Annotated in this window: 11 protein-coding genes and 1 tRNA gene; 7 read left to right on the top strand and 5 right to left on the bottom strand. The window is 58.4% G+C overall.

All coding sequences use genetic code 11. The annotated features are described in order from the left end of the window. Positions 1-20: 20 nt before the first annotated feature. From VK574_RS21310 to VK574_RS21290, 5 genes are all read left to right on the top strand, one after another. Positions 21-806, top strand: a complete 786-nt coding sequence (locus VK574_RS21310) for an energy transducer TonB (RefSeq protein ID WP_472801898.1) — start codon at positions 21-23, stop codon at positions 804-806. Between the two features lie 300 nt (positions 807-1,106). Beyond that, on the top strand, positions 1,107-2,195 hold the full coding sequence (locus tag VK574_RS21305) for a DUF7544 domain-containing protein (RefSeq protein ID WP_472801897.1): 1,089 nt from the start codon (positions 1,107-1,109) through the stop codon (positions 2,193-2,195). Positions 2,196-2,581: 386 nt separating this feature from the next. Next, positions 2,582-3,091 carry a methyltransferase family protein gene (locus VK574_RS21300; protein WP_472801896.1) on the top strand — a complete coding sequence of 170 codons (510 nt, stop codon included), beginning with the start codon at positions 2,582-2,584 and terminating at the stop codon, positions 3,089-3,091. A gap of 118 nt (positions 3,092-3,209) precedes the next feature. Next, entirely contained in the window at positions 3,210-4,376 is a 1,167-nt protein-coding gene (locus tag VK574_RS21295; protein ID WP_472801895.1) for a DUF6599 family protein, read from the top strand. 483 nt (positions 4,377-4,859) lie between these two features. Continuing rightward, entirely contained in the window at positions 4,860-5,882 is a 1,023-nt protein-coding gene (locus VK574_RS21290) for a hypothetical protein (protein WP_472801894.1), read from the top strand. A 23-nt stretch (positions 5,883-5,905) separates the two neighbouring features. Here the strand turns inward: VK574_RS21290 and VK574_RS21285 are convergent, their stop codons facing one another. Then, positions 5,906-6,580: a hypothetical protein gene (locus VK574_RS21285; protein WP_472801893.1), complete on the bottom strand. Its 675-nt coding sequence runs from the start codon at positions 6,578-6,580 to the stop codon at positions 5,906-5,908. Between the two features lie 189 nt (positions 6,581-6,769). After that, positions 6,770-7,021 carry a hypothetical protein gene (locus tag VK574_RS21280; RefSeq protein WP_472801892.1) on the bottom strand — a complete coding sequence of 84 codons (252 nt, stop codon included), beginning with the start codon at positions 7,019-7,021 and terminating at the stop codon, positions 6,770-6,772. A 191-nt stretch (positions 7,022-7,212) separates the two neighbouring features. Between VK574_RS21280 and VK574_RS21275 the strand changes: the two genes are divergently transcribed. Further along, positions 7,213-7,288, top strand: a tRNA-Thr gene (locus VK574_RS21275). 234 nt (positions 7,289-7,522) lie between these two features. Here VK574_RS21275 and VK574_RS21270 read toward each other — a convergent pair. The 3 genes from VK574_RS21270 to VK574_RS21260 all read right to left on the bottom strand — a co-directional run bounded on the left by VK574_RS21270 (position 7,523) and on the right by VK574_RS21260 (position 12,379). Continuing rightward, a complete protein-coding gene (locus tag VK574_RS21270; protein ID WP_472801891.1) occupies positions 7,523-8,509 on the bottom strand; it encodes a hypothetical protein in 987 nt (328 codons plus the stop codon). Next, the gene (locus VK574_RS21265) at positions 8,472-9,191 is read right to left on the bottom strand and encodes a hypothetical protein (RefSeq protein ID WP_472801890.1); all 720 of its coding nucleotides are present in this window, start codon (positions 9,189-9,191) and stop codon (positions 8,472-8,474) included. Before VK574_RS21265 ends, VK574_RS21270 begins: the two co-directional genes overlap by 38 nt. A gap of 347 nt (positions 9,192-9,538) precedes the next feature. Beyond that, a complete protein-coding gene (locus VK574_RS21260) occupies positions 9,539-12,379 on the bottom strand; it encodes an EAL domain-containing protein (RefSeq protein WP_472801889.1) in 2,841 nt (946 codons plus the stop codon). Positions 12,380-12,955: 576 nt separating this feature from the next. Here VK574_RS21260 and VK574_RS21255 point away from each other — a divergent pair. Then, positions 12,956-13,897, top strand: a complete 942-nt coding sequence (locus VK574_RS21255; RefSeq protein WP_472801888.1) for a tetratricopeptide repeat protein — start codon at positions 12,956-12,958, stop codon at positions 13,895-13,897. Positions 13,898-14,253 lie beyond the last annotated feature (356 nt).

Raw genomic sequence — 14,253 nt, 5'->3', positions numbered from 1 at the left:
AATACTTCCGGAGCACCTCCATGAGATTCCTAGGCCCTGCTGCGCTGACGCTGGTGATCTCAGCTATTCCGGTGATCAGTCAACAACCGTTTCAGCCACCCGTCACGGGGGTAGTCTCTCCCGGCCAGCACGTTTACGATCTTGGCAGTGACATAGCCGCACCCGAGCTGATTCCCGCATCCCAGCCGACCACTGATGATCAAAGTTGCCGCCAGCATCTGCATGGCAAAGTGACTCTGAACATGGTGTTGGATAGCAAGGGAGTCCCACAATCCTTCTATTTCATCGAAGTATCAGGAAACGTTCTGGATGAGCTGGCCGTCGTGATCGTTACGGGCGACCGATTCAAACCTGCAATGCGCGACGGTGTCCCCGTTCCGGTGAGGCAATCGATTGAGATTGTTCTTCGCGCCTGCGGCACAACAATTGCGGATATTTCAGGGAAGCAGGTCCCCGGATTTCGTCTAGAATCGCAGCCATCACAAACGTTTAGGTCATTTCGTGCCCCCCCATCAAATATGCCTTTGGTGAGCAAGGGCGTAACTGCTCCGTTTCCTCTTCTTACTCCCATCGCAATGTACACCGATGAGGCCCGAAGGGAGAAAGTAAATGGAACTTGCCAAGTTGGCCTGATCGTGGATGCTCATGGGATGCCGCAGAATCCCCGTGTTTTGCGTTCTCTCGGTTACGGCTTGGACGATATGGCAATCGAGGCAGTCGAGCGTTATCGGTTCAGACCAGCAATGCGTCAAGACCAGCCCGTTGCTGTGATGATGTCCGTCGATGTGAATTTTCGATTGCGGTAAGCCACTTTTCGGGGGCGGTTAACCGTCTATGCGGAGGTAAGCGTTTTTGTGGTTCGAAGGTTCGGGAAGGACAACCGCAGATGTTTCGACTGCCCCTTCGCTACGCTCAGGGTGCGCTCAACATGGCAAGCCTCTCTTACCGCTCATGGTGAATGGCAATCCAACCGAAGATAACCCGCAAAACAGTTCCACAAAAGTTGGTCTATTCCAAGTAGCAATGCCTACTATTTACGGCACCCTTGGCGGGTTCAGAGGGTAGCACTTGCATGGAACTGTCGGGGTGAGGTCTGCGTAGTCTGCATGGTAGGCTGGGTTCCCCTGGGAAAGGTGACGGACATGTACTCCATTTCTGCTGCAGATGCTATTTCCCCTGCAATTGAACGCACCAAGGCACTTCTGTTCAGGCCGTTCAAGTGGGGGACGTTTCTGAAGCTTGGACTGGTCGCCTTGATTACGGAAGGGCTGGGGAGTAATTTCCGATCGTCGTCGCCATCGCGGGGCGGCGGCGGATATACGCCGGGTCGTGGACCCATGATCCATTCGCTTGGCGACATTCAGCCGCTATGGATCGCCGAGGGTGCGGCGATGTTGCTTCTGCTGTTGGTGATCGCCGCGGCAATCTTCTACCTGGTCACGCGGTTGCGATTCGCGTTCTTTCATTGCCTGGTGCACAACACCAGAGAGATTCGGCCGGGATGGGAACTTTATAAAGAGCAGGCATCGCGCTTCTTCTGGCTGAATATCGCCGTGGGAATCTGCTTCCTGCTTCTGATGGGGTTGATTGCAATTCCATTTGTGGCGGGATTCTGGCGCGTTTTTCATGAGATGCAACCGGGCGGCGCTCCGAATTTCGGAATGCTTCTGGGCCTTATCCTTCCCCTGCTGCCCATTGTCTTTGTGCTGGTAGTGACGGGGGTCGCGCTGGACATCATTTTGCGTGACTGGATGCTGCCGCATATCGCGCTGGAAGACGCGTCGGCGGGAGAGGCGTGGGGTTCAGTATGGGCGCGGATCAAGGCGGAGAAGGGACAGTTTTTTGCGTACGCTTTGCTACGCCTGATTCTGCCAGCGATTGCAGGGATCGCCGTGTTCTTGATCCTGCTGATTCCTGGATTGGTGCTGGCAGGAACGGTCGCGGGCGTGGAGCTGGGCATTCACTCGGCATTTGCGAATTCGACGGGCTCGGCTTCAGTGGCAGGAGTGATGCTGCAGGTGTTCTTCGGACTGGTGGCATTTGGTTTCGCGCTGCTGGCGAGCATTTGCCTGGGCGGCCCGCTGAGCGCGGGCACACGCGAGTACGCGCTGCTGTTTTACGGCGGGCGCTACCCGGTGCTGGGGGACCTGCTGTACCCACCGGCGTTGCCGCAGGGGTCGACGCCCGCCGTGTAAGCCTCAATCATTCGACAGAGTGGATGATTGAGAAGACAAGATGTATGCGGCACACTGCTGTTCAGACGCGAGTGCGATGGTCGGCCCAGGCCTGCTGCAGCATGGATGCCGCTTTCTGGACAGGCATTGGCTTTCTCATTTGCTGATTGCGATACGCGGCCCATGCGGCAGCCAATGCAGAAATTCCGAGAAGATATAAAGACAGACGGAACATCAGAAATTATCCCTCCGTGATGACACGTTCGATGCACGGATTGCGGCGGGAGATGGGCTGCGGCTCAGAAAGAGAATGAGAGCGGCGCGGGTGCTCGTGCCCTTTGATGTTGCGCGGAGAAGTGCGCACGCGAGACATGATAGTTCCGTGGTAGGTTTATCGCGGAGCGAGCGTGGCTTCTCTGCGGATCAACGTTGCGGTCTCAGTCCTGTTCACCCTTTTCGGCGGACCGGGAATTCTGCTGGCGCTGATTCCGTGTCGTGTGACGCACTTTAACGTTCCAGCAGATGAACCGACGTGGCAGCTTGCATGCTGCACGGCGTTGATTGTTGCCGGGCTTGTCCCGTTGCTTGAGTCGATCTGGCGGTTCGTTGTGGTGGGACGTGGCACGCTGGTGCCGGCAGTGCCTCCGGAGCACCTGGTGGTGAGCGGGTTTTACCGCTATGTACGAAACCCGATGTACGCAGGGGTGATCTCGGTCATCACTGGCGAAGCGGTACTGTTTCGCAGCAGAAGCCTGGCGACCGAGGCTTTCTGGGTGTGGGTCGCGATTGAATTGTTTGTCCGGCTCTATGAAGAGCCGAAACTGTTGCGGATATTTGGCGATGAGTACACGAATTATCGCCTTCATGTGCGCAGGTGGCTGCCGCGGTTGACGCCGTGGGTTTCGTCACGTGCCTAAGTTGCGAACATTTCCGCCGTTGACGGTGTCAAAGAAGAGGTGTGGCCTGTCCACCGCGCCAGGCGGAGGATCCCGCGCTAACGAACCGGGTGGTAGCCTGAGATTGGGAGTCAACGGGATGCGGTGGATGGCGATGGCGGCGGGTGCGGTAATTCTGGCTGGTGCCGGGCTGCGCATGGAAGCGCAGCAGGCAGGGCCGAAGAAACCTGCGCCGATGATGGTGACGACGGGCACGCCCACCGCACCGAAAGAGAAGCCCCTGCTGCCTGAGACATTTGCTGGTTGGAATGCGGCGGAGAAGCCGAAGGCTGTTGGCGATCCCGCGCAACTGGACAATGCGAACGTGGCTGCTCTGAAAGAGTACGGCTGCACAGGCGGCGTTGTGGCCGATTACAAGCGCGGCAGCGAGACGCTGAGCGTGAAGGCGTTGACATTTAATGACGTAAGCGGAGCGTATGGCGCGTATTCGTTCTACCGGCAGGATGGCTGGCCAAAGGCGGACATCGGCATCGGAGGGACGTCAGACAACAATCGCGTTCTTTTCTGGAAGGGCAATACGGTCGTGGATGCGACCTTCTCGCACGTTGGGCCTATGTCGGCGGCTGAGATGCGGGAGCTGGCTGAAGGCCTTCCTTCGCCACAGGGAAACCGGGCGCTGCCGCCGCCGATTCTCGGCAGCCTGCCGCAAGGTTCGCTGGATAAGCAAACGACGCATTTTGCGCAGGGACCGGCGGGCTATGCAGGGGCTGGCGGCGTGCTGCCGGCCGAACTTGTGGGATTCAGTCTCGATGCGGAGGCGGTGACCGCGAACTACTCGCTCACTTCAGGACCGGCAACGCTGACGCTGATCGACTATCCGACACCGCAGCTGGCCGAGGCGCAGGAGAAGAAGATCCGCGCGTACATCAAGGCAGGCAGCGGGGCACAGCCGACGTTTCCGAAGCCACTGACGGATTCAGACCAGGCATCGCTGGAGGTGCTGCACAGCGGGCCGATTGTGGCGCTGGTGAGCGGCGATGCGATTCCGGATGAGAGCCACAAGTTGCTGGCGCAGGTGCATTACTCGGCCGAGCTGACGCGGATGCAGCAGGACAAAGAATCCGAGGTTGTGAAAACGAGCCAGTTCCTGATGGGTGTGGCGATGCTGGTGATCGTCGGGTGCAGTGCAGCGGTTTTGCTGGGGTTCTTTCTGGGCGGAGGCCGGGCACTGTATCGGGTTGCCCACGGCAAGCCAGCTTCATCGGTATACGAGGCGGAATTTATCCGGCTGCATCTCGAGGATTGAAATTGAAGAGTGACAAGTGTCACTGATGGCATCCGAACCGTTAACTGAGACGTTTTTCCTGTGGAAAAACGGCCGTAAACCCTAGAAAACACCCAAAAAACGCGGTACTAAACGTAGTTTAAAAGGCGAATGTCCAGCGAAGACATGGAGAGATGCGCAGGAATTTAGTTCGCTGTAAGTTATTGTCGATATACGTAGTTAAATCGATTCGGATTTATTCTTGACACTCTGTTCCCCCGCACCTACTATGCAGCCAGAAAGTTCTGATGGTTTTGCCTCCGTTGGAACTATTCTCCCTGAGGAAGGAGCTGCCCTGTTGCCGGGCGGCTCTTTCCGTTTTTTGGCTGAGAATTTGTCTCGTCACGCGCTACAAGTCACCCATAACATTTGCGTTCCTTCGATTCCCTGGCCTGTGTCAATGTCGAGCCTGGTTTTCCGAGACCTGGACAATACGGTCAGCGCGTTTTTGGAGGTTAACGACGGATGAAAGCTTTCTTTCTTGGCGAAATTGGCTTGTGCGCCGCACTCCTTGTTGGCGGCGCAGGTGCCTCAGAAGTGCAGAACTTCCCGCTGACAGATGCTTCGGGGCTTTTACCACACAATGTGAGCTTTGAACCCGTGACCTACCTGGGCCGCAAGGCGATTCGTATGACAACGGTGACCCACGGCGATGATGCTGGACTCGCGGTGCTGGCCGGCACTGATTTTCAGGACGGGACGATTGAAGTCGATATCGCGACCAAAATAACCACTCCGCCGGGCACGCGGATGCCGGGGTTCACGGGAGTGGCATTTCGATCGAAGCCGGATGGCAAAGAGTACGAGCTTTTCTACCTGCGTCCGAAGAATGCACTCGCAGAGAACCAGTCGATGCGCAACCATAGCGTGCAGTACTGTGCCGAGCCGGGGTATGGCTGGTACAAGCTTCGGCGCGAGTGGCCGTTTGTGTACGAGAGCTACGCCGAAATTGAGCCGGAGACCTGGACGAAGGTGAAGATCGAAGTCGCAGGACGCACGGCGCGGATCTTCCTGAATGGGTCAGGCAAGCCGAGCCTTGTGGTGGATGGATTGAAGAGTTCGAATCTCCACGGCGCCATCGGCCTGTGGGGTTACGCAGGGGAGGAATCGTATTTCTCAAATTTGCGGATTTCCCCGGCAGCGCCTCAGCCGATCAAGAATGTTTCGGAAGCGAAGGGCACGTGGGATGTAAAGGTTTCGAGCGATGCCATTGGATTTCAAACATCGATGAAGCTGACGCAAGATGGAAACAAGTTGAGCGGGACTCTGGAGGCTGGCTCGGGAGAAACGAGTCCGATAACGGGGACTTGGCGCGACGGCTACGTGGAGCTGTCGTTCCCATTCAACTGGCCTGCTGGTCGAGACGGTGCTCCGGGCCCCACCACAGCATTCATGGATGGCTGGATTGATGGGGATGGCGCGAAAGGCCGCGTCCGCGTGGATGGGCGCGCAGACGGAATGTGGGTGGCTCAGCGCAAGGCGGAGTAAGCGCGGTGTTGGCGGTAGAAAGGTTAGCCGGCTGGTTGAATTTCCGTCGAATCGGGAATGGGGTCGGACCAGGTGTAGCCGCAGGACTCGCAGAGCCAATTGTTGGAGGGTTCAACGGATTCGAGGATGGGATCTTCGGCTTTGCATTTGGGGCAAGTGGGGACTTCGTAGGCTGGAATCTCTTTTTCTTGCTTAACCTGATCGATGACGTCTTGCGGGATCGGTTGGACGATCACCGCTCTGGCTTGCTCGAGCTGGTCGGCGGCGACGTTGATCTGAATGTCACCCACGCCGAGTTCGTCAATCCAGGGAATAATGAATCGCGATCCGGGTCGTTGTACCCAAGTCTCAATGCCGGCGCGACTCAACATCTCGCACCATTGAGCCGCCTCGTCAATTGAATTGCAACGGCAGAGCCCTGTCTTCCACGTGTACTCGGTGGCTGCAATTTCGGAGGCGTTATTATCCGGGTCGAGATCGCTATCTTCCCTCCCATCCCAGTGGATCAACGAATTGTCTGGGTCGGGTGAATGAACGCTCTGGGCAACGGATTTTTCGGGAATGCTGCGCTTTTTCAATTCATCGCGGAGAATTTGCTGCGCATTAGGCGTGAGGTCGTTGATCTGGTCGACGAGGTCGCGAATTTCGATGTCGCCCATTTCGCTGTAGAGCGTGGTGAGGCGACGCCATTCTTCCATGGGGTCTTGTTGCATGGGGAGCAGTATAGCGGGTTGTTGGCGGTGGGAAGGAGTTCGAGAAGATCTTGGTATCCCCGGTCTCAGAATCGAGACCGGGGGCACCCGGCTTGCGGGGCTCAGGATGACAGGCCCTCATGCACAATCAGAACGCCATCGCGTCGCACGAATGAATGAGGACTGAGCTTCGCTTTAGTGGAAGGTGTTCCAGCCAATGTCGGAGAGCATGGCGCGGCCGACAACGAGAGCGGTAACGAGGAGGGCGGCGAGAACACATGTCCAGAAGCCCATGCGGCTGAAGGGAATGAAGAGAACGCTTTGCCTGCCGGCTAGGTTGACGCCTGCCTGGTTGGGCAAGAGGGCTTCGACAGCCACTGCGATCAGAAAACCTGCGGCCCAGATGAGGGCGATTCTGAAGGAGAGCTGCAGGGTAATGTTCATCATTGAATCGATCGACTCCTCTCGCATCGAATATTGAAGGGACGCCGCGCACGACGCTTTGGCTGCCTTTGACGCCAGCTTTACCGATTACCAGCGCAACGATACAATCGTGAAGGAGACACGAACTGCGGCGCTGTCAGTGTGCCCGTTCGCATCACCCCACAAACCGGGTTTGCGGGGACCCCATTTCATCGGCCGACGTAGCTCAGTTGGTAGAGCAGCTGATTCGTAATCAGCAGGTCATCGGTTCAAGTCCGATCGTCGGCTCCATCTGATTCGAACCGCAGGAATTCCCTTCTAAAAACTTAGACACCGTGGAACACGGGTGCGGGCAATTGGGTGTGCATTGCGCCTGAAGGTGAACCAGTTCTGCGGGGTCTGTGGTTGCCCGCTCATGGCGCGATAAAACCACGCCATGACGAGGGCAACCAATGATGTGTCAATTGACGTTTTCCCGGGTCTCAGAAGCGAGACCCGGGGCACCCGGCGATGGTTTGTCCCTGGCTATTTAATGATGACGACGTTCATGCTCCACGGAGCGAGCGTCAGAGTCAGCGGCAGGTTCTGCGCACCCATATCCGCGGTAGTGGGGTCGGCCCAGACGTTGTTTTGCGATTGGTCGTAGATCGCTTTGCTGTAGGTCTCGACGCTGACGTCGGAACTCGTGTTTTGCGCGGAGAGCGAGACCGCAACTTGCTCGGTTGCAGTTTGACTGACGTTGAACAGGACCAGCACCGTGCCGCCGCTGTGGGTGGCCGCATAAGCGCGGACGTTGGCGGTATCGCCATTCACCGTTGCGCTGAGCGCGCTTTCACCGTTCACAGCCACCTTGCTGAAAAGTTGGAAAGCGCGCGCCGTGGGCGACATGGTTCCGATGGGACCGGAGCCGGCGCAGGGGGCGTCGGTTGGGCCGTCGGCAAAGACGTTGTAGCCGCCGAAGTTCTGCCAGCCGTAGAGCGAACTGGAATCATTTCCAGCGGTGCCGTTGCAGTTGCCGAAGCCGATCCACCAGGTGGCGCGCGAAACGCCGTCGTTCATCATCTCTCCCAGCACCTGGCCTGCGTAGAGTCCCTGGGTGATGGAGAGACTTTGCTTGCCGGGGTTGGTGTAGACGGAGCCGATCTCGCCAACGTAGATCGGTGTGTCGGGCTTACCGGCAGTGGCCAGTTCCGCCTTGAGCGCATTGATCGAGGTGGTGAGGCCCTGCGCCGCCTGCTGCACAAGGTAGGCGTCGCTCTCGAGGCTGGGGGCCTGCGGATAGTAGTGGTACTCGACGAAATCATACTTCGAACCGGCGAGCACGGTCGGATCCCATGCCGGGTTGTTGCCGGGATTGACGTCGACTCCGACTAGCACGCTGGAATCAGCCGCCTTGATTTGCTGGTAGTAACCATTGCTCGACGAACTCCCCACGGCGGCAGCGTAGGTGGTGGCGTCGTTCTTGAGGGTGTGGTCATCGTCTTCCCAACTGCCGTACTCTTCGTTGCCCACGGTGATGTGGCTGACGTGCGGCGTTGAGCGACTTTGCCTTGGTGATCCAGGCTGCGGCCTCTGAAGGCTGGCCCGGGCCATTGCATGTGGTGTTGGTTCCGTAGTTCGCGGTGAGGGCGACGTCGAAGTTTCCGGGAACGACGAGATCATTGACGAAGTTTGTGAAAGTAGCGTTGCTGTTGGGAGTATTGCCACACATCGTATTGGTGGCCCAGTGATAGTCGTCGGACCAGGAACCGCCCGGCCAGCGCACGGCCTGAATGCCGGCCAATTGGAATGCGGGCACGACGGCCGAGGTGGTGGGGTCATACCACGCGGCCATGTTCATGCCGAGGATCTGGTCGCTGACGGCAGGCCCAACGCTTGCCTGATCGACTGCCACGGTGGTGGTTGACTTCGGCGCTGCAAAGGAAGCAGTGACCGTGGTGTTCGCGCTGAGTGTGACGTGGCACGTGACCGTGGCTGCGGTTGTGCAACCCGCCCACGACGTGAATGTGTTATTGCCGATCGCGGCAGGCGCGGTGACTGTGACTGTCATACCGGAGTTGTATGTCCGAGTGAAAGCTGCGTTGCCGTTGGCCGCGCCATTATTGTCGGCCGGAGAGACTGTCATCCCTACGCCGGTGGCCGGATTAGTCGAGGCGACGGTCAGGGTGTAGGTGGTGGGGGGTGGGGGGGCCATAGATCCGCCGCCTCCGCCGCATGCTGTCATTGCTGTTGCGAAACTCAATGCCACCCAAAGCGCTGCATTCTGGCGCAAATTCTTCATGAAGGTGCCCCGTATTTCAGGGTGAATCGTTTTCATGTTTCCGAGCCCCGCGAGTGCTGCAGAGCCTCAGTGAAAGCGATTTACGACGTTTCAGGACCGCTGGAAATTTTGGCGCAATCATATCCCATCCAGCGAACGAAAGGCGAGATGGAGGGCGGATTCGCAAGTGACTTTCAGGCAGAGGAAGAGTGGACCTCGGGTTAGTTGAATGCCTGCAGGGGGTTACACCCCCCGATCCTGCCCTGAAGAGTGAGTTGGTGTCATTCGTGGGCGAAGAGTTTCTTTAACTTGTCCAGAAGGCTTTCGCGGAGGGAGTGAAGGCACTCAACGGCTTCAGCTGCTTCGGCGGCGCAATTTTCGGCATGGAGAGTGAGGATGTCCACGCCACAGGCATGGAGTTGCTGGTGGAGCGAGGCGATCTGGCGATAAATGGGGGGGCGGCTCTCGAGGGAGAGGGATTCAGAGACTATCCATGCACCGAGACGGCATTGCGTAGGGTCGATCGAGGGCGGCACACGGCGCTTGCCGTGAAGAAATGCCTCGATGGCGCTGACCCACGCGATGTGTTCCGCGCCGGCATAGAGAAGCGGCCGGTCGGCGGGGTTAAGGACGGCGACATTCGACCACCCGGGATACGGGGTCCAGGAGGCGACCCAACCCGGAAGGTCGGTTGCCGGCATGGGGCGTGCGATGCCAAAACCCTGCGCAACCTGGCAACCGAGGCGAAGCAGCAGAATTCCCTGCTCCATGGTTTCCACGCCCTCAGCGACGGCGACCCGGCGAAATGCCGTTGCAAGGCCAAGCATCCCTTCGACGATGGTGAGGTCTTCAGGATCGTCGAGCATATCGCGGACAAAGGTCTGATCGATTTTGAGCACGTCGACGGGAAGCCGCTTGAGAAAGGCCAGCGAAGAGTAGCCAGTGCCGAAGTCGTCCAGCGCAAAAGAAACTCCGAGTTTCCCGCAGTTGTGAATGACCTGAGAAACCAGTGCCATGTCGGGCAGGGCGCTGCTCTCGAGAACCTCGATTTCGAGGCGGGAGGGATCAACGGAGGGGTGGGCGGCTAGCAGCTCATGCAGGCGGGCGGGAAAATCTGGCTGCTGCAACTGCTGCGCCGAGATGTTGACGCTGACCGGAATTTTGAGGCCGCAGGTCGCCCAGGTTTCCATCTGCAAGAGTACGTTCTCGATGACCCATTCGCCGATTTCGAGAGCAACAGGGTGCCCTTCCACGATGGGCAGGAATGCGCCGGGCGCAAGGAGGCCTCGTTCAGGGTGCTGCCAGCGGATAAGGGCTTCAGCACCGACGATGGCGCCGGTGGCCATATTCATTTTGGGCTGGTAATGGAGCAGGAATTCATTGCGAGCAAGAGCAGCGTGGATGCGCTCCAGGTCTTCGTGATGTCCGCGGGTAGAGCGGGCGAGCGAGGAATCGTAGAGGTGATAGCGGTTTTTTCCGCTGATCTTGGATTGATAGAGTGCTTGCGTAGCCTGGCGCAGAAGCTGGTCGGCCTCGACATCTTCGACCTGGGGATAGCAGGCTATTCCCGCACTGGCGGAGAGTTGAAGCGACGTATCCCCGATGAGAACAGTCTGAGAGGCGGCTTCGAGAAGCTGCCTGACTACGGGCAGACACTGGTCAGGAGTGTCGAAGTCGCGGAGCACGGCAATGAATTCGTCTCCGCCGAGTCGGGCGAGGGTGTCGTCGTGTCGCATGCAGGCTGTCATGCGATGGGCAACAGTGGTGAGGAGTTCGTCACCGACGGTATGACCAAAACGATCATTGATGCTCTTGAAGTTGTCGAGATCAAGACAGACGACGGCCAGGGTGTTGCCGCGGCGCTCGGCCTGGGCCATGGCTTGGCGCAGGCGATCGCGGAGGTGCACGCGATTGGGCAGACCGGTGAGCAGATCGTACAGAGCCACGCGTTCCAATTCCTGCTCGTGTTCCTTTGTCGATGAGATGTCAGAGAACAGGGCGACATATTGCTGCGTATTTCCTGACGAATCGCGCACGGCCGTGATGGTAAGCATTTCCGGGAAGACGCGGCCGTCCTTACGGCGGTTCCAGATTTCGCCTGACCAATGTCCGCTCTCGATGAGGTCGCGCCACATGTTGGCGTAGAACTCCTTGCTATGCCGGCCAGAGCGCAACAGACTGGTCCGGAGGCCTACTGCCTCATCGCGGCCGTTGCCGGTGATTCGCGTGAACGCGGCGTTGACATCGAGAATGATGCCGGCGGGATCAGAGATGACGATACCTTCCGACGCGTGGGTGAAGACGCTGGCAGCGAGCTGGAGACGGGACTCAGAACGCTTGCGGGCGGTAATGTCTTCGGTGAAAAGGATGATGCCCCCTGGATCTCCGGTGCCGGTAAGCCAGGGCCGCACTTCCCAGCGAAGATGCTGCACGAAACCGTCGGAGCGTTCAAAGCTGTCTTCATCGCTCTTGATGGTTTCGCCGCCGAGGGCGCGGCGATGAACGGTGAGCCAGCGCGGCGGGAGAACGGGAAATATTTCGTAGTGGGAACGACCCAGAATGTCTGAACCGCGAAGACCGAAGTCATCGCACCAGCGCCTGCTGACGGCGATATAGCGCATATCGCGATCGAACATGGCGAGAGCGGCCGGGGCATGCTGGATAAAGAGCTGAAGCAACTCCTCGCTCTGGCGGAGATCGGCTTCGGTTCGCTTTCTGTCGGTTATGTCCTGGATGGTGCCACGCATGAGGACGGGTTTGCCCGCTTCGTCGCGCTCGACGCGCCCCATGGCGTGGACCCAGCGGGGCGCGCGATCGTTTTGGCGGATAATGCGGTATTCGCGGTCGCAGAGCATATCCCGACCGAGCGCTTCCTGATCAAAATATGCGGCCATGTTGTCGCGATCTTCGGGGTGAATGAGCGCGACCCAGCCGTCGACGGAGCGATCGTATTCGGGCCTGATTCCGAGAATTTCATCAAGGACATCTGAGGAAGACCAGAGCCTGGTGTGGAGATCAAGCGTGTAGCTGCCAAGCCCGGCGATGCGCTGGGCCTCCTGTAATGAGCGTGCCAAGTCAACGAGGGTGCGGTCGGACTGCACGTCGTTGACAAGCTTGTCCATAGGTCCCGGGACTCACACTCAGGGCGTCGAGGCTTGATTAAGGATGAGCGGGGTCAAAAGTATCACAACCCGCAGTCAAAGCATAGGGGCTTACCTTACCTCAGAAGAAAAGCTACTGCGCAAGACAATCGGCGACTCGGCTGCGGGGAAACGCAGCGATCCCCAAAAGGGCGGGGCAGCAACGATACGGAAACGCGAACGTGATCTGCTGAAAATGGTGCTGTTTTTGTGCAGATGGAATCCGCCATGACACTGGAACCAAATGAGGTACGAGTTATCCACTCACTTTTTCATGCAATCTTGTTTCGTCCCGTCTTATCCACGCATATTCTTGGCATAATCCAAGCTGTAGCGTGACCTTCGCAGGGTGCGAGTTGAGCGGTCGACTTACGGGGTGTGTTTTGAGTCAGGGAAGACGGCCGCAGGTTGCGAACGAAAGACACATGATCGAGAGCGGTTCCTTTCGTCGCTGATCCAAGAGCCACGGGCAGGAGCAGAATTGGGAATCGATTTTTCAGGACCGAGTTCGAATCCTGCGGACCTGCGGACCACCGCGATGCAACCGGAGCTTGAAGAGTGAACAGCTTTAGCCGCCAGGATGTGTTGAGAATTCTGCAGATCAGTTCCCGCCAGTTGCAAGGGTGGGAAAGGGCCGGACTCATCAGCCAGCGCGAAATCTACACTTTCCAGGATCTGGGCCAACTGAGAACCCTACGTTCGCTGCGCGAGGACGACGTACCGGCAGCGTCGATCCGGCATTCGGTGGCGGCCATGCAGGCTGTGGCGGGGATGTCGAATCCGATGCAGGAGGCTTCGCTGGTTCGGACCGGGACGCGTCTTGCGTTTCGATGCGACGGTGCGATGGTCGACCCGATCCGCCGGCAGTTGCTGTTTGATTTCGAGCGCATGGAACGGCAGACGGGGAATGCGGGGGTATGCGCGCTACGGCGCGTACAGGACGATTTTCGCGGTGTGCAGGAACTGTTCATAGCGGCAGTGCAGGCGGAGGAAGCCGGCGAGAAACATCGCGCGATTGTCCTATACGAGGAGATGCTGAAGGTCGACCCCGACTACGCGCCGGGCTACATCAATCTTGGCACGATCCATTTTCATCTCCGGCAGTATGTCCGCGCCGAGGAGTTGTATCGCCAGGCAACGATGAAGGACCCCGGGTACGTGCTGGCGTTCTTTGATCTGGGCAACGTGCTGGATGAACTGGAGCGGCCGGACGAGTCGATTGCTGCTTATCAACGGGCGGTTGCGCTGGCACCCCGGTACGCCGATGCGCATTACAACCTGGCCCTGGCCTTCGAGCGCAAAGGCGAACCGCGGTCAGCCCTGCGCCACTGGCAGGCCTATGTGAAGCTGGATAAATCGGGGCCGTGGAGCGAGCATGCGCGAGTACAGATCCGCAAATTGCTGGACGGCGAGACCCTGTCGATCTCGTGGAGAGCCGCAGGGTACATGGCTCCGCGCAGGGGCATGGCGGCACTGCAGGTGCTGCACCGGCCGAGCTAGCTCTCCGAAAGATATTGACGGACAACTCCGTCGTGCGGAGTGCGGTGCCGACGGCAATCCGCTATTCTTCTAAAAACGGCGAGGCTCCGAGCACCGGCCTTGAACCGGAACTCCAGAGACTTGCTACTCGCATGAATCCAGCCCCTTACAACCGCCGGAATTTCCGAAGCTTTGGAGTGGCGGTGGTTTCAAAAGTTAGGCAAGCCACAACTTTGTAGTGGCATTGGAGTCTAAAAAGAGGGGCTAATGACTGGCGGTAGTCCAGAGGGCTGCCCCGACACACGTTGCGCCGTTGGCTGTTTCGCTTCCCCCTCATTCGCGAAGATACTCACCGCGCAGCTTGACATTGGCTTGAC

Source organism: Occallatibacter sp., from assembly GCF_035317045.1.
Taxonomy (GTDB): Bacteria; Acidobacteriota; Terriglobia; order Terriglobales; family Acidobacteriaceae; genus Telmatobacter.
This window is presented reverse-complemented; position numbering and strand designations above follow the sequence as displayed.

Coding starts and splice junctions, on each gene's coding strand:
- VK574_RS21265 (WP_472801890.1), bottom strand. CDS start 9,191: ATGGCCCCCCCACCCCCCACCACCTACACCCTGACCGTCGCCTCGACT.
- VK574_RS21310 (WP_472801898.1), top strand. CDS start 21: ATGAGATTCCTAGGCCCTGCTGCGCTGACGCTGGTGATCTCAGCTATT.
- VK574_RS21290 (WP_472801894.1), top strand. CDS start 4,860: ATGAAAGCTTTCTTTCTTGGCGAAATTGGCTTGTGCGCCGCACTCCTT.
- VK574_RS21260 (WP_472801889.1), bottom strand. CDS start 12,379: ATGGACAAGCTTGTCAACGACGTGCAGTCCGACCGCACCCTCGTTGAC.
- VK574_RS21280 (WP_472801892.1), bottom strand. CDS start 7,021: ATGATGAACATTACCCTGCAGCTCTCCTTCAGAATCGCCCTCATCTGG.
- VK574_RS21305 (WP_472801897.1), top strand. CDS start 1,107: ATGGTAGGCTGGGTTCCCCTGGGAAAGGTGACGGACATGTACTCCATT.
- VK574_RS21285 (WP_472801893.1), bottom strand. CDS start 6,580: ATGGAAGAATGGCGTCGCCTCACCACGCTCTACAGCGAAATGGGCGAC.
- VK574_RS21295 (WP_472801895.1), top strand. CDS start 3,210: ATGCGGTGGATGGCGATGGCGGCGGGTGCGGTAATTCTGGCTGGTGCC.